Here is a 15,859-nt window from a genome sequence, read left to right as displayed (position 1 = left end):
GAAACACAGATGACTGTCCATGCCATTATCGGCGGCACAGGGCTTACCGAGCTGCCTGGGCTGACCCTGCTTGAAGCGATACCCATGGAAACGCCCTACGGTCCGCCGTCGGCCGAAATCTTGCGTGGAGAGTACGCCGGTCGCGAGGTGCTGTTTCTCGCGCGGCATGGTCACCCGCACCGGGTTCCGCCACATCAGGTCAACTATCGCGCCAATCTGTGGGCGCTGAAGCGTGCCGGCGCGCAGGCCGTTATCGCAGTGAATGCAGTCGGAGGCATCCATTCGGCCATGGGGGCCGGTCACCTCTGCGTGCCGCATCAGTTGATCGACTACACCTACGGCCGCGAGCATACGTTCTTCGAAGGCGACATCGAGCATGTCACCCATGTCGACTTCAGCTATCCCTATGACGAGCCCTTGCGCCAGCGCCTGATCGCCGGTCTGGCTGCTGAACGTTACCTGTTCAGCAGTCATGGTGTGTATGGCTGTACTCAGGGGCCGCGGCTGGAGACGGTCGCTGAAATCGCCAGGATGGAGCGCGATGGTTGCGACATCGTCGGGATGACTGGTATGCCCGAGGCGGTGCTTGCGCGTGAACTGGAGCTGCCGTACGCCTGTCTGGCGCTGGTGGTCAATCCGGCTGCGGGCAAAAGCAGTGGGATCATCACCATGGCGGAAATCGAGGCTGCGCTGGCTGAAGGGATCGTGAAGGTACGTGCGGTGCTGGCTCGCGCGCTGGCTGGTTGAGTGCAGTCCGCCAGCTAGTGCCGTGGCTAGCCAGTGGCATGCTGGCGGTAACGGGGGTGATGGCTTCGCCAGGAGTCGTCAGGGCGGTCGCAAAGACGTAGCACGTCGCTGCTAGTTTCGCCAAACAACCCATTGCGGGCAATTCGCTGCTTGCTACACTTGGCCGTCCTTTGGAGTACCGGAATGCTTTGCCACGCACCCATAAGAAGAATATCCAGAACGGTGATGTTGTTGAGTCTGCTGGCCGGCCTTGCAGGCTGTTCCACCTGGTTCAGCAGTGATTTCCGGGATCCCCGTGTCCAACTTAAAAACGTCGAAATCATCAAAGCCAGGCTGCTCGAACAGCAGTTCATGCTGCGCTTTCGCATCGACAATCCCAACGAGCAGAGCCTGCCAGTTCGCGGTTTGGTGTATACCGTCCACCTCAACGACATCGAGCTGGCAAGCGGAGAGTCCAGCGGCTGGGCAACCGTTCCCGGAAACGGCTACGAGTATTACGAGGTGCCGATACATACCAATCTCTGGCGGCACATGAAGTACATTGTGCGTCTGTTGGAAAAGCCGGATCGCCCGATTGCCTATCGTCTGGATGGTGAGTTGAAAACCGGTCTAATGCTCGGACGGCGCGTGCACATCTCAACCAATGGCGAGATAATCCCCGGCAACTTTATCCCGGAGTAGCAGTACCGATGAACCATGAAACACACGTGCACGGTCCCGATTGCAATCATGATCATGATCACGCACACCAGGACCACGGGCATGTACACGGCCCGCATTGCAACCACAGCCACGATCCGGTGCGTAATCCGCTGAAGGATGTCGGTCGGAACGATCCCTGCCCATGCGGCAGCCAGAAAAAGTTCAAGAAGTGCCACGGAGCCTAATCCGCGCATGACACCCTTCGCCATAGTGTTGCTCATAGTTGCCCTTCTGCTGATCGCGGCCCTGGCGGGATACGCCCTGCATCTATGGCGCAGGGTATGGCGCAGAGAGCAACAGCTAGCGGAGATGCAGGCGCAGCAGCGCGCAGCGCTTGCCGCAGACCTGCGCGTGCTCGCGAGCAGCCTGCTCGAAGAACAGGTCCCTCTGATCGAAGGTGCTATCCGGATCAAGGTGCTGCTGGATAACTTCGATTCCGCGCTGGGTCAGGACCCGCGCTGTCAGGTTTTTCAGGTGCTCTTCGAGGAGACCTCGCAAGTCCCTACTCATGACGCCTGGAAAGCGCTGGATCGTTCTGAGCGTCGCCACCACGAGGCACGCTTCAGTGCGCTCGAACTGCAGCACAAGGCCGAGGCGCGCCGCTCCGCCCGCTGGCTGCTTGATGAAGCACTGCCAAAGAATCACCGAGCCGCCTGAGCGCGACGGCAGACCACATCCTTTTTCATATCTCTACTGCCTTGCCCGCAAGGAGCCGTTGATGCCACTGCGCCTGCCGTTTTTTCTGGTTCGCCTGACGTTGGGCGCCGTATTTGTGGGCGGAGCCCTTAGCGGCTGCCACGCCTATCTGGACAGTCGCTACAGCGACAGTCTGCCGCCTGCCCAGGGCGTCCAGGCGATTACGGGGCTGGACAAGAGCGTAAGCATCCGTCGCAACACGCTGGGTATGCCGCTGATTGAAACGGCGAGTTTTCATGATGCGCTGTTCGGGTTGGGTTACGTACATGCCACTGACCGCCTGAGTCAGATGGTCAGCATGCGGCTCATGGCCCAAGGGCGCTTGGCTGAAATGGCCGGGCCCGGGGTGCTTGAGGTCGACCGCTTCATGCGTGCGGTAAACCTTCGGCAAAGCGCTGCGGTGCTGTATCGGGAAAGCTCGCCGCGGATGAAGCGCTTCTTCGAGGTGTATGCCAGAGGCGTTAACGCCTACCTGTTTCGTCATCGCGACAAGTTGCCGATGGATCTTGCTGTCACAGGCTATACGCCTGAGTACTGGAAGGCTGAAGATTCGGCACTGGTGTTCTGTCTGTTGAACTTCGGCCTGGCGGTCAATCTTCAGGAAGAAATCGCATCGCTGGTCATGGCGCAGAAAGTCGGTGCGGACAAGGTCGCCTGGCTGCTGCCCACCTACCCAGACGAGGCGTTGCCGTTTGAAGAGGCCGACAAGCTCAAAGGCTTGAGGCTGAGCGGCGATATTGCTGGGCTTGCAGCGCTTGAGAGCGCTGCCGCCCAAGTTGCCTCGCTCAACATGCTGGGGGTCGCCGCTTCGAACAATTGGGCCATTTCCGGCAGCAATACGCGCAGTGGCAAGCCGATCCTGGCCAATGACACGCACTTGCCGCTGTCCATGCCGTCGTACTGGAACTTCGTGCAGATTCGCTCGCCGAAGTTTCAGGCTGCGGGCGTGACGATTGCTGGCGTGCCTGCTGTGGTCGCCGGTTTCAACGGCAAGCTGGGGTGGGGCATGACGATGGTCATGGGCGATACCCAGGACCTCTTTCTCGAGCAGGTGCGGCGCGAGGGTAGCCGTTTGCTGTATCTGGCCGATGGCAAGTGGGTGCCGGCTCGCGAGCGAAATGAGACCTTCTTTATCAAGGGTGCGCGCCCTGTCCGAGAAACGATCTATGAGACGCGCAACGGGCCGTTGCTCAATAGCGTTCTAGGGGAGCGCAAACATCCCTTGCAGCCGCTGCAGTTGAGCAGTGGTTACGGGCTGGCTCTGAAGACCAACCAGTTCGAGGCTGATCAGACGCTGGATGCATTTTTCGACCTGACCCGTGCGCAATCCGTTGACCAGGCGTTCGAGGCGACCCGCGACATCCGTGCCGTGGCGCTGAACATCGTGTTTGCCGATCAGCAAAGTACCGGCTGGCAGGTCACCGGACGCTATCCGAACCGGCGCGAGGGGTTGGGCCTGCTTCCGTCGCCCGGTTGGGAAGGGCGTTATGACTGGGACGGTTACGCCGATCCCATGCTTCACCCCTATGATCAGGATCCGATACAAGGCTGGCTGGGGACCGCCAATCATCGCACCGTGCCTAAGGGCTATGGCATGCAGCTGTCCAATTCCTGGTACTACCCGGAGCGTGCCGAGCGTATTGCCGAGCTGCTTGGTCTGGGCAAGCAGGACACCCGCAGTGTGATCGCAATGCAGTATGACCAGACGACAACCTTTGCGGCCAAGCTGCAGACCATGCTGCAGGCGCCGGGAATGGCGGAGCCGCTGAAAGCCGCCATCGATACGCTTGCCGAGCCTGAGCAGCGCCGGGCACGTGAAGCGCTTTCGACCCTTCTGCGCTTCGATGGCAGGCTCGCTGCTGGCTCTGTGGACGCAGCGCTGTATGAAACCTTCCTGATGGAGGCGGCACGCCAGACCTTTCTCGACGAGCTGGGGCCGGAGGGTAGCGCCGCTTGGAAGGCCCTGGTCGAGGCCGCAAACGCCTCCTATTCGGCACAGGCCGATCATCTGCTCGGCCGGGACGACAGCCCGTTCTGGGACGATATCGGTACGCCCCAACAGGAAGACAAGCCGGCCATTCTGGCGCGCTCACTTGCCGCTTCGGTCAGTCGTATGGAAACTGCCCTGGGTGCTGACCGAAGTGCCTGGCAGTGGGGGCAGCTGCATACCTACACCTGGAAAAGCGGCACTACTCAACTGGCGCCTTACATGTCGCCCAGCCAGCGTGCCGGCATCAATGCGATCAACGGCTATCTGGATCGGGGGCCGGTAGCGGCTGGTGGCGATCACAGCACGCTGAACGTGTCGGCCTACCGCTGGGGCGACAATTTCGATACCTGGCTGATCCCAGCAATGCGGATCATTGTCGACTTCGGTCGTGATGAGCCGATGATCGGGCTAAACAGCACCGGTCAGTCGGGCAACCCGGCCAGCCCCCACTACGCAGACGGCATCGAGGCCTGGTTGAAAGGCGGCTACATGAGCTTCCCATTTAAATCGGAGAATCTCGACAAGGTCTACGGCACCCAGCGATTGCTGCTCACGCCGGCGCCTAAATAGCCCACTGATCGGTGGACGAAGCAGTACTGGTGCTGTTTCGGGTCAGCTGTTCTTGCGCCAGTCGAAATCCATCTGTCGGGCGGTGGCTTCGGCCAGTTCGCTGCCAGCGATACGCTCGACCAAGTGCAGGCTCATGTCGATACCGGCCGAAATACCTGCCGAGGTTACGTAGCGGCCGGTATCAACCCAGCGGCAGCCTTCGACCACTTTGAGCAGCGGGAACATCGCTTTCAGTTCGCTGATGTCTTCCCAGTGCGTGGTCACCTTATGCGCGTAAAGCACGTTGGCTTTCGCCAGCAGGAAGGCGCCGGTGCACACCGAGGCGGTGAGTCCGGCCTGCGCGGCGGTTTTCTCGATCCACCGCACCACCTCGGGGTTCTCCAGTTCGTTAGTGACCACTCCGCCCGGAACGATCAGCAGGTCGATGGTGGGGTGGTTGGCAAAGTTATAGTTGGGTTGGACGACCAGGCCCGCCCTGGCGCGCACGAGCCCCTTGCGCGCAGCGATGGTCGACGTCGAGAAGGGCGGTGGCTGACCGTCACGCAGCGCCAGCCGCGTCGCGGTGGTGAACACTTCGTAAGGCCCCGTAAAATCGAGCACCTCGACGTCGGGGTAAACGTAGATACCGACGAATGTGGGCATGACGGGCACCTGTCGTATGCGCTGAGCTTAAGAGGCGATTATTCGAGCCGGTATGCAGGATATTCCTGAATGGTCTTGCGAAGGTCTAGGTCAGCCTAGCTGGCTGCTCGTGTCACTTCCAATACCGTGATGGTTGATGGCTCTGGGTAGTGCCATCGGACCTCGACATCCCAGAGCCGGGTGCCGTAGCGGCGTTCCGGTGCTGGCGTCTGATAGGCCGGTCGTGGGTCCTGTGCCAGGCACTGTTCGATCAAGGCTTGCAGCGGCTCGCCCAGCCGTGCCGCTTCGCAATGCGCCTGTTGCAGGCTGGCCTCGGTCCAGCTCACTGCAATGAGGTTGGGTGCGTCCTCGGCCAAGCCGTTATGGGCATCCGTCACCACGTCGGCATAGGGGACATAAGGCTTGATGTCCAGCACCGGTGTCCCATCGAGCAGATCGATTCCCGACAGATGAAGACGCCCTGGCTCGATCCGGTCCAGTTTCACCACCGACTGCCCGATGCCGTTGGGCCGGTGCGTCGCCCGTGTCGCGAATACGCCAACCATTCGGTTGCCACCTAGACGTGGCGGCCGTACGCGCAGACGGGGTTCGGCCTCCAAGGCTTGATGAAAAAGAAACAGCAGCCAGACATGGCTCACCTGTTCTAGCCCCTCCAGCGCATGAATCTGATCGAACGGTGCGACCAGTTCCAGTACGCCTCGAGCCGCGGGTGCCAGTTGCGGCTGGCGTGGAATGGCGAACTTTTCCTTGAAACAGGAGCGGACGAAGCCGACGGGGGAAACTGAGTAGGACATGGTGATTAGCCAGGCGCGGAGGGGCGCCATCTTACCCGTTGCGGTGGCGGATCGCGCCTACGCGCAAGGCTGGCGCAGCGATCTGCAATAGCTTCAAAGCCCGACGCGTGCGTACGCATGTTCGCCCTTTGCGCCCGCTCGCTATCTGCGGCCCCATGCAGAGTTTCGATAATTCGTGTAGGATAGCCGCCCTTTTTTCGAACATAGGCTACGTTTGTTTTACGGCTGTACGCTTCACTCTTTTCCAGTGCCGCGCTCGCCAGAGCTTTACGGCAGTTTTTGGCGCGTCGCCCCTGACGCAGCCCCGCATACAGGCAGCAGCAGTGCAGCCGCTTTGGCAGTCGCAAAACGTGGCAGCCGCGTTTCGTCGCGTCGCGATGTCCTAAAAGCCAGAACAAGTTCAGGAGATAGAACTGATGAACGAGGCTGAGCTCTCACCCAGTCACACTGACCCAACCCGAGATCGCATCAATCCGGTCGTTTTCTACAGTTCGGCGGTTGCCATCGTACTGTTTGCGATCTGGACGATGTTTTTCACGGAGCCATCCCTGACGGTCATCAATACCGTCCTAGGCTGGATTTCAAACACCTTTGGCTGGTTCTACTTTCTAGCCGTACTGGTATACCTACTGTTCGTGATTGTCATTGCAACCACGCGCTACGGCAAAATCAGGCTAGGCCCTGATCATTCGAAACCGGAATTCAATGTCGTTACTTGGGCGGCGATGCTGTTCTCCGCCGGTATCGGCATCGACTTGCTGTTTTTCTGTATCGCTGAACCGATCACCCAGTATCTGGAACCGCCGATAGGCGTAGGCGGCACCGCGCAGGCGGCGCGGCATGCCATGGAGCTGACGTTCCTGCACTGGGGGCTGTCTGGCTGGGGTGTCTACACCCTGGTGGGCATGTCGCTGGCCTATTTTAGCTTTCGCCAAGGGCTTCCCCTTTCGATCCGCTCGTCGCTGTACCCGATTTTCGGCAAGGCCATCTACGGCCCCATCGGGCATACCGTGGACACGGCCGCGGTGCTAGGCACCGTGTTCGGAATCGCCACAAGCCTCGGCATTGGCATCATTCAGCTCAATTTCGGCCTCAACTACATTTTCGGCGTGCCTGAAAGCACGCTGACCCAGTCGGTGTTGGTCGTGTTGATCGTGGTGTTCTCCGCGATATCGGCGGCGACCGGGGTGGAGCGGGGTATCCGTCGGCTCTCCGAGTTCAACATGCTTCTCGCAGTGTTGCTGCTGCTATTCGTGTTGTTCGCCGGCAAGACCACCTTTTTGCTGAACGCGTTGGTGATGAACATTGGCGACTACTTTTCCAATTTCATCAGCCTGTCGTTCGATACCTACGCTTACGACCAGCCCACCGATTGGCTGAATGCCTGGACGGTATTTTTCTGGGCCTGGTGGATTGCATGGGGCCCCTTCGTCGGGCTGTTCCTGGCGCGTATCTCGCGGGGGCGCACCATCCGTGAGTTCGTGATTGGTACGTTGCTGTTGCCCCTGGCTTTCATGATGGCGTGGATGTCGATCATGGGTAACAGCGCCATCGACATGGTGATGAACGGTGCCGTTGAGTTCGGCGCGCAGGCGGTGAGTAATCCGGGATCTTCGATCTACCTGTTCCTGCAGAGCCTGCCCTGGGCCGGCCTGACGACTGCCGTGGCGACCATCCTTGCCATTGTGTTCTTCGTGACATCCGGTGATTCGGGCTCGCTGGTGCTGTCCAATTTCACCTCGATTCTCAAGGATGCCAATAGCGATGCGCCGGTCTGGATGCGCATACTCTGGGCCGCGATCATCGGCGTGCTAACCCTGGCGCTGCTGATTGCCGGCGGGCTGAGTGCGCTGCAGGGCACCGTGGTCATCATGGGGCTGCCGTTCTCCATCGTCCTGTTGTTCATGATGGTGGGTCTGTTCAAGGCGCTGCACGTCGAAGGCGTGATGGCAGACAGTTATCAGAAGAGCCTCTCAGGACAGCTGTCCGGCCGTGCGACGCTTGAACATGCCCACATGAACTGGAGTCAGCGGCTCTCCCGGGCGATGAGTTTCCCGAGCCTGTCGCAGATCCGCCGCTATCTGAAAGAGACATGCCGGCCAGCGATGGAGGAGATCCAGAAAGCGCTCGGCGAGAAAGGCGTGCCGGTGGAAATCATCGAAGGCGAGACGGGCAACGAGCACCTGATCCTCAACGTGAATCTTGGCAGCGAAATGGACTTCACCTACCAGATCTGGCCTGTTCGCAGCTCGATGCCGTCTTTCGCGGTGCGCACATCGAGCAGCAGTGCGCACTATTACCGGCTTGAAGTGCACCTGCGACAGGGGAGCCTTGGTTACGACCTGATGGGTTACTCGAAGCGCCAGCTGATCGAAGACATCCTCGATCACTACGAGCACCACATGCAGTTCCTGCACTTGCAGCGCGAGAAGGGTAGCTTGGCGGACGGCTCGTCCGAACCCGGTACCGCAAGCGCCACCTGACTGCGACCACGACGGACCTACAGGTTCGTCGTGGTACCTGAAACGTGGCAGTGGCCTATCCGGTCGTTGCCACCTGGACATTCGAAGAGGTAAATCATGGCCCGTTATCCACGGCAACAACTCTATATCGATGGCGCTTACGTCGAGGCCAGCGGTGGAGACGTCTTCGAGAGCGTCAACCCGGCCAACGGCGAGGTTCTCGCCGAAGTGGCGCAGGCCTCGCGTACCGATCTTGAGCGTGCGGTGGTCAGCGCTGAGAAAGGTCAGAAGATCTGGGCAGCACTGACCGGCATGGAGCGCTCGCGTGTGCTGCGCAAAGCGGTCGACATCCTGCGTGAGCGCAACGATGAGCTGGCGCTGCTGGAAACCCTCGATACCGGCAAACCGCTGATGGAAACCCGTAGCGTCGATATTGTCACCGGTGCTGATGTGCTCGAGTACTACGCAGGCCTGGCGCCGGCCATCGAAGGCGAGCAGATTCCACTGCGCGACACCAGCTTCGTCTATACCCGCCGTGAGCCGTTGGGTGTGGTAGCTGGGATCGGGGCCTGGAACTATCCGATCCAGATCGCATTGTGGAAAGCCGCACCCGCTCTGGCTGCCGGCAACGCGATGATCTTCAAACCGAGCGAAGTGACCTCGCTGAGCGCGCTCAAGCTGGCAGAGATCTTCACCGAAGCCGGCTTGCCGGCGGGCGTGTTCAACGTGCTGACCGGCACCGGGGCGGAGATCGGTGCGTTGCTCACTGAGCATCCGCGCATCGCCAAGGTGTCCTTTACCGGCGGCGTGGCGACGGGCAAGAAAGTCATGGCCAGTGCGGCCAGCTCATCGCTCAAGGACGTGACCATGGAACTGGGCGGCAAGTCGCCGTTGATCGTCTGTGACGATGCCGACCTGGACCGTGCCGCCGACATCGCTGTCATGGCCAACTTCTTCAGCTCCGGTCAGGTCTGCACTAACGGCACCCGCGTATTCGTCCCGCGCGCCTTGTTGAGCGAATTCGAAGCGAAGCTGCTCGAGCGGGTCAAACGCATCCGCATGGGCGACCCGCAAGACGAGCAGACCACTTTCGGCCCCATGGTCAGCTTCGCCCACATGCAGAACGTGCTCGGTTATATTGCCAAAGGCAAGGCGCAGGGCGCGCGTCTGCTCTGCGGCGGTGAGCGCGCCACCAATGGTGAGTTCGGCCGCGGCGCCTACATCGAGCCGACCATCTTCAGCGACTGCACCGACGACATGATCATTGCCCGTGAAGAGATTTTCGGCCCGGTACTCAGTCTGCTGGCCTACGACGACGAGGACGAGGCAGTGCGTCGCGCCAACGACAGTGACTACGGTCTGGCTGCTGGTGTTGTCACCCGTGATCTGGCGCGCGCCCACCGCATCATTCATCAGATGGAAGCCGGAATTTGCTGGATCAACACCTGGGGTGAATCCGCCGCGCAGATGCCCGTCGGCGGCTACAAGCAGTCCGGGATTGGCCGCGAAAATGGTATCTCGTCGCTGGCGCATTACACGCGGTTGAAGTCCGTACAGGTAGAGCTGGGCGAGTTCGCGTCGGTTTTCTAAGCGAGCAGGCTAAGGCGAGCGCAGGACAGCGCTCGCCAACGCGACAGGAGGATTCATGGAATACGACTACATCATCATCGGTGCCGGCTCTGCGGGTAATACCCTGGCTGCACGCCTGACCGAGGACGCGGATGTCAGTGTCCTGCTGCTGGAAGCCGGCGGTCCTGACTATCGCCTCGACTTCCGCACTCAGATGCCGGCAGCACTGGCCTACCCGCTGCAAGGCACGCGCTATAACTGGGCTTACAAGACCGACCCAGAACCCCACATGAACAACCGCCGCATGGACTGTGGCCGCGGCAAGGGTCTGGGCGGCTCGTCGCTGATCAACGGCATGTGCTACATCCGAGGCAACGCGTTGGACTACGACAACTGGGCGACCATGCCCGGTCTCGAGGACTGGTCCTACTTGGATTGCCTGCCATATTTCCGCAAGGCCGAAACCCGCGACATCGGCCCCAACGACTATCACGGTGGCGATGGGCCGGTCAGCGTGACCACGCCTAAGCCCGGCAACAATATCCTGTTCCACGCCATGGTGGAGGCGGGCGTACAAGCCGGCTATCCCAAGACCGAGGACCTCAACGGCTACCAGCAGGAAGGCTTCGGCCCGATGGACCGCACCGTCACGTCCAATGGCCGTCGTGCCAGCACGGCACGTGGCTACCTCGACCAGGCCAAGGACCGCCCGAACCTGACCATCATCACCCACGCCGTGACGGACCGCGTGCTGTTCGAAAGCAAGCGCGCTGTCGGGGTGAAGTATCTGCGCGGCCGTGAGCAGGCGACCACTGCACGAGCGCGCCGCGAGGTGCTGCTCTGCGGCGGTGCCATTGCCTCGCCTCAGGTGCTGCAGCGCTCCGGCGTCGGTCCGGCACCATTACTCAAGGGGCTCGGCATCGAGGTGGTTCACGACTTGCCTGGCGTCGGCCAAAACCTGCAAGACCATCTCGAGATGTACCTGCAGTACGAATGCAAGCAACCGGTTTCGCTGTATCCCGCTTTGAAATGGTGGAACCAGCCGGCAATCGGCGCTCAGTGGCTGTTCGGTGGCACGGGCATCGGCGCCAGCAATCAGTTCGAGGCGGGCGGTTTTATTCGCAGTCGCGATGAGTTCGAGTGGCCGAATATCCAGTTCCACTTCCTGCCCGTTGCGGTCAGTTACAACGGCAGCAACGCCCACGATGGCCACAGCTTCCAGGCGCATGTCGGTTCGATGCGCTCGCCCAGTCGCGGACGGGTCCAGATTCGTTCGACCGACCCGAACGTCGATCCGAGCATCCTCTTCAACTACATGGCCCACGAGCAGGACTGGCAGGAGTTTCGTGATGGCATTCGCCTGACCCGCGAGATCATCAATCAGCCGGCGCTCGATCCCTTCCGTGGCAAGGAGCTGAGCCCTGGCATTGATGCTCAGAGCGATGCGGATCTGGATACTTTCGTCCGTGAGCATGCGGAGACGGCTTATCACCCGTCCTGTTCCTGCAAGATGGGCACGGACGACATGGCCGTCGTCGATGGGCAGGGCCGCGTGCACGGCGTGGAAGGCTTGCGTGTTGTGGATGCGTCGATCATGCCGCAGATCATTACCGGCAACCTCAATGCCACCACCATCATGATCGCCGAGAAGATCGCTGACCGGATTCGTAGCCGGCAGCCATTGCCGCGCAGCACAGCGGCTTACTACGTCGCCAAGGATGCACCGGTGCGCAAGGCGCCTGTGCGGGGCTAAGTATCGCCGGGGTCGGTACGGGCTGGCGGGCACGTGATGTGCCCGCCAGTTCTTTGCTGGACGCTTGAACGGCGTTCCTGCCAAGGATGCTTGCGGCTCAGTCTCCTTGGTGCAGCGCGGTCAATTCACTGCAGCTGAAGCTTCCCGGCGATAGGCGTAGGTCTCGGCGAAACGCGAAAGCATATAGGCGCTACAGGTTGTGTCCGGATACTTGGGCGGATTGTCCTGGCTCTGGCAACCGGGCAGGCAGCTAATGATCGTGTCCGGGTTGGGCTCGGCAAAGAAGGGCATCGAGTAGCGATCGACGCCCAGCGGGCTGATCACTCGATGCGGCGTTGACTTGTACCGGTCGTTACTCCAGCGCGCCATCATGTCGCCGATGTTGACGACGAAGGTGCCCTCGATTGGCGGCGCATCGATCCACTCTCCGCGCACGTTTTGCACCTGCAAGCCGCCAGCCTGATCCTGGTAGAGCAGCGTGATACAGCCGTAATCGGTATGGGCGCCGGCACCTTGTTGCTCGGGCGCCGTTGCGGTCTGGCGTGGCGGGTAGTGGATCATGCGAAACACGCTGATCGGCTCGATGAAGCGCTCATCGAAAAAGTTTGATTGGACGCCTAGTGCGTTGGCCACGGCGCGAAGAAGGGTACAGGCCAGCGCATGCATGTCTTGATAGTGCTGTTCGAACAGCGCCTGCCATCCTTCGATCTCGGGATGGCGATTCGGCCCCCGCAATGGCTTGCCTGCCAGCACCTCGGGATGATCGGGTGGCATATGGAAACCCATATCGAAGGTTTCCTTGAGGTCGCTTGGCTTCGCGGGGTCGAGTTGTTCGGTCGCAATCGCTCCGTAACCGCGGTGATGGGTGCTCTTGGTGATATCGATCTGCAGTTTCTGCTCGACGGGCAATGCGAAGAATTGTTCGGCCGCATCCTTCAGCTGGGCGATACGCTCGGCACTGATCGGATGGTTGCGGATATAGAAAAAACCCCAGTCACGGCAAGCCGTGTCGATTTGACGGGCCACTTCGTGCCAGCCCTTAACATCCGAGGCGTAGAGCGGCGCGATGTCGATAATGGGGAGTGGTGTGTGCATGGATAGCTCCGAGGAATGCTCGCTGCGGTCTTCTCGTACCGTCAGCCATATAGGGTTTCACCCCTTGCCAGCGGTTCTCCGGAGGGAGGGACGGCACGGCAAATTCCAGGTGCCGCGCCTGTGCTGGCGCGGCTAGCGCAGCGGCCGCTGGGTTACTTCGGCAGATCGGCAGTGATGCCGTTGACGTAGTAGTTCATCGAGGCCAACTCGCCGTTGCTGGCGGTGGCACCCTCGGCAATACGCACGGTGCCGGTCTGATCCTTGATCGGGCCGGTGAATGGGTGAAACGCCCCGCTGCGGATGCTGGCGATGATGTCTTCTGCCTCGGTTTTCACCTCAGCGGGTACCAGATCGCTGATCGGCAAGCTGATGGTTTCCTCTGCCAGACCACCCCAGAAGTCCTGCGGCTTCCAGCTGCCGTCGACGACTGCCTTTGCCGATTTGCTGTAGTGCGGGCCCCAGTCGTTGACGATGGACGTCAGCACGGCCTTCGGGCCGAAGTGGGACATGTCCGATGCATAGCCGACCGAATAGACGCCTCGGCGCTCGGCAGCCTGGATCGGCGCCGGGCTGTCGGTGTGCTGGAAGACCACATCGACGCCCTGGTCGATCAGTGCGTTGGCAGCATCCGCCTCCTTGCCCGGATCGAACCAGGAGTTCACCCACACCACTTTGATTTCGGTGCCGGGGTTGTACTTATCGAGCGCTAACTGGATGGCATTGATGTCGCGGATCACTTCAGGAATCGGGAAGGAGGCGATGTAGCCGACCTTCTTGCTCTTGGTCATCTTTGCCGCGAGGAAGCCGCCGACGTAACGGCCTTCATAGGAGCGCGACAGGTAGGTGCCGAGGTTCTTGTCCTGCTTGTAGCCGGTGGCGTGCTCGAAGGTCACCTTGGGGAATTGCTTGGCGACTTTGAGCGTCGGGTTCATGTAGCCGAAGGAGGTGGTGAAGATCAGGTCATAGCCACCCTTGGCCATGTTGCGGATCACTCGCTCGGCATCGGCGCCTTCGGCAACGTTCTCGACGAAGGTGGTCTCGACCTGCTCGCCAAGCTCTTTTTCCAGATACTGGCGGCCCATCTCATGCTGGTAAGTCCAGCCGTGGTCGCCGATCGGGCCTACGTAGACAAAGCCGACCTTCAGCGGATCAGCGGCGAAGGCTGCGCCAGTGGAAAGGGCGCTGGTGAAGCCGATGGCAACGGCAAGGCTGCGCAGCAAGGCGCTCCGTGGTTTCTTCTGCATGTGAATGACGCTCCTGTGTGTCATGACGCGAGGGCCGTAGCGGCTGCCTGTCCGATTGCAAAAAGCTGACCAGATGGACAGATCGCCGTGTTGCCGGCTCGCGGATGTCAGGAAGTGCCCAAAAAAGCTGTGCACTGGAGCGCTAGTGGTGCGTCGTCCGGTCCTCGCGCTCCACTAAAGTGCAACCTCAGCCGTTCACCAGCTCCCGCGCGGCGAGCTTGTGGTCCGCTATCAGCCCAGCGATGTCGAGCCCCGGGATCTGGCCGTCACACACCTTCCATTGGCCGCCGACCATGACCCGGTCGGCGCGATCGGCGCCGCACAGGAGCAATGCCGCGATGGGATCGTGGCTACCTGAAAAGCGCAGTTCGTCGAGCTTGAACAGTGCAAGATCGGCCTGCTTGCCGACCGCCAGCTCGCCGATATCGCGACGCCCGAGCAAGCGTGCCGAGCCGCGCGTGGCCCAACCCAGTACTTTTTCCGGCGTGATCTTCTTGGCACCGTAACGCAAGCGCTGGATGAACAGTGCCTGACGTGCCTCGAGCATCATGTTGGAGGCATCATTGGAAGCGGCGCCGTCGACACCCAGTCCGATGATTGCACCCTTGTTCTCGAGTTCCAGGGTGTGACAGATGCCCGAAGCCAGACGCATGTTAGAGCTGGGGCAATGGCAGATCCCGACTCCGGCTGCACCCAGACGATGCATCTCCACCTGATTGAAGTGGATGCCGTGGGCCAGCCAGGTACGTGGACCGAGCCAACCGACGCTCTGTAGATAATCCACGGTGCGCATGCCAAAGCGCTGCGCGCAGAACGGCTGCTCATCCAGCGTTTCGCCTAGATGGGTGTGAAGTCGCACATCGTACCTTTCTGCAAGCTCAGCACAGCTGCACATGAGGTCGGTCGTGACCGAAAAGGGCGAGCAGGGCGCCAGGGCAATCTGGATCTGCGCGCCGTCGCCGCGCTCGTGGTAGCGATGGATCAGTCGCTCGCTGTCGGCGAGTATCACCTCGGCAGTTTGCACCACGCTCTTGCCGGGCGGCCCCCCATCGACCTTGGACAGGTTCATTGAGCCGCGGGTGAGCATGGCGCGCATGCCGAGCTCGCGTACTGCTCCGACCTGAATGTCTATGGCTTCCTCGAGTCCCGCTGGAAACAGGTAGTGATGATCGGCGGTCGTAGTGCAGCCGGAAAGCAGGAGCTCGGCCAGAGCGACCTTGCTCGCCAATTCCAGCGCCCGTGGCGTCAATCGTGCCCAAATTGGATAGAGCGTCGACAGCCAACTGAATAGCGGCTCATTGACCACCGGCCCCCAGGCGCGGGTAAGTGTCTGATAGAAGTGATGATGGGCATTGACCAGCCCCGGCAGTACGACATGCTCGCGGGCATCGAAGGTCTCATCGATAAAAAGCGATGGCGTCGCACCAGCGACCAGTAGCTCGGTGATGACGCCGTTTTCGATTACCAATCCGCCAGGGGCACTCTGATCGGTGGCTGTGAAGAGCGCGAGGGGATTTTTGATCCAGATTCGATGAGTCGTCACGACCGGCTTTCTCCTGGGCGAATGAGTTCAGAGTAGGCAGCTCGGTGAAACC

13 protein-coding genes are annotated in these 15,859 nt (G+C 60.7%); 8 read left to right on the top strand and 5 right to left on the bottom strand.

Annotated elements, in window-relative coordinates; translation table 11 throughout:
- Window positions 1-9: 9 nt before the first annotated feature.
- The 5 genes from RT21_RS17945 to RT21_RS17925 all read left to right on the top strand — a co-directional run bounded on the left by RT21_RS17945 (window position 10) and on the right by RT21_RS17925 (window position 4,705).
- Complete coding sequence (locus RT21_RS17945; protein ID WP_046163811.1) at window positions 10-747, top strand: S-methyl-5'-thioinosine phosphorylase; 738 nt, start codon at window positions 10-12, stop codon at window positions 745-747.
- A gap of 225 nt (window positions 748-972) precedes the next feature.
- On the top strand, window positions 973-1,428 hold the full coding sequence (locus RT21_RS17940) for an LEA/WHy family protein (protein ID WP_082082176.1): 456 nt from the start codon (window positions 973-975) through the stop codon (window positions 1,426-1,428).
- Between the two features lie 8 nt (window positions 1,429-1,436).
- Complete coding sequence (locus RT21_RS23315) at window positions 1,437-1,634, top strand: SEC-C metal-binding domain-containing protein (RefSeq protein WP_045428401.1); 198 nt, start codon at window positions 1,437-1,439, stop codon at window positions 1,632-1,634.
- A 7-nt stretch (window positions 1,635-1,641) separates the two neighbouring features.
- Window positions 1,642-2,106 (top strand): DUF2489 domain-containing protein, encoded by a 465-nt coding sequence (locus RT21_RS17930; RefSeq protein ID WP_046163809.1) that lies wholly within the window; start codon window positions 1,642-1,644, stop codon window positions 2,104-2,106.
- A 61-nt stretch (window positions 2,107-2,167) separates the two neighbouring features.
- Entirely contained in the window at window positions 2,168-4,705 is a 2,538-nt protein-coding gene (locus tag RT21_RS17925; RefSeq protein WP_046163808.1) for a penicillin acylase family protein, read from the top strand.
- A 42-nt stretch (window positions 4,706-4,747) separates the two neighbouring features.
- Here the strand turns inward: RT21_RS17925 and RT21_RS17920 are convergent, their stop codons facing one another.
- Both RT21_RS17920 and tsaA read right to left on the bottom strand, forming a co-directional pair.
- Entirely contained in the window at window positions 4,748-5,347 is a 600-nt protein-coding gene (locus RT21_RS17920; RefSeq protein WP_046163807.1) for a DJ-1/PfpI family protein, read from the bottom strand.
- 95 nt (window positions 5,348-5,442) lie between these two features.
- The gene (gene tsaA, locus RT21_RS17915) at window positions 5,443-6,141 is read right to left on the bottom strand and encodes a tRNA (N6-threonylcarbamoyladenosine(37)-N6)-methyltransferase TrmO (RefSeq protein ID WP_046163806.1); all 699 of its coding nucleotides are present in this window, start codon (window positions 6,139-6,141) and stop codon (window positions 5,443-5,445) included.
- Window positions 6,142-6,557: 416 nt separating this feature from the next.
- Between tsaA and betT the strand changes: the two genes are divergently transcribed.
- From betT to betA, 3 genes are all read left to right on the top strand, one after another.
- Complete coding sequence (gene betT, locus RT21_RS17910; protein ID WP_046163805.1) at window positions 6,558-8,624, top strand: choline BCCT transporter BetT; 2,067 nt, start codon at window positions 6,558-6,560, stop codon at window positions 8,622-8,624.
- Window positions 8,625-8,720: 96 nt separating this feature from the next.
- Entirely contained in the window at window positions 8,721-10,193 is a 1,473-nt protein-coding gene (gene betB, locus RT21_RS17905; protein WP_046163804.1) for a betaine-aldehyde dehydrogenase, read from the top strand.
- Between the two features lie 55 nt (window positions 10,194-10,248).
- Window positions 10,249-11,925 (top strand): choline dehydrogenase, encoded by a 1,677-nt coding sequence (gene betA / locus RT21_RS17900; RefSeq protein WP_046163803.1) that lies wholly within the window; start codon window positions 10,249-10,251, stop codon window positions 11,923-11,925.
- 120 nt (window positions 11,926-12,045) lie between these two features.
- Here betA and RT21_RS17895 read toward each other — a convergent pair whose 3' ends face one another.
- From RT21_RS17895 to RT21_RS17885, 3 genes are all read right to left on the bottom strand, one after another.
- Window positions 12,046-13,020: a 2-oxoglutarate and iron-dependent oxygenase domain-containing protein gene (locus RT21_RS17895; protein ID WP_046163802.1), complete on the bottom strand. Its 975-nt coding sequence runs from the start codon at window positions 13,018-13,020 to the stop codon at window positions 12,046-12,048.
- Between the two features lie 152 nt (window positions 13,021-13,172).
- Window positions 13,173-14,264: a BMP family ABC transporter substrate-binding protein gene (locus RT21_RS17890; RefSeq protein WP_046163801.1), complete on the bottom strand. Its 1,092-nt coding sequence runs from the start codon at window positions 14,262-14,264 to the stop codon at window positions 13,173-13,175.
- 187 nt (window positions 14,265-14,451) lie between these two features.
- Entirely contained in the window at window positions 14,452-15,807 is a 1,356-nt protein-coding gene (locus tag RT21_RS17885) for an 8-oxoguanine deaminase (protein ID WP_046163800.1), read from the bottom strand.
- Between the last annotated feature and the right edge of the window lie 52 nt (window positions 15,808-15,859).

The sequence above is a fragment of the Pseudomonas sp. 10B238 genome (assembly GCF_000970615.1).
GTDB lineage: Bacteria > Pseudomonadota > Gammaproteobacteria > Pseudomonadales > Pseudomonadaceae > Stutzerimonas.
This window is presented reverse-complemented; position numbering and strand designations above follow the sequence as displayed.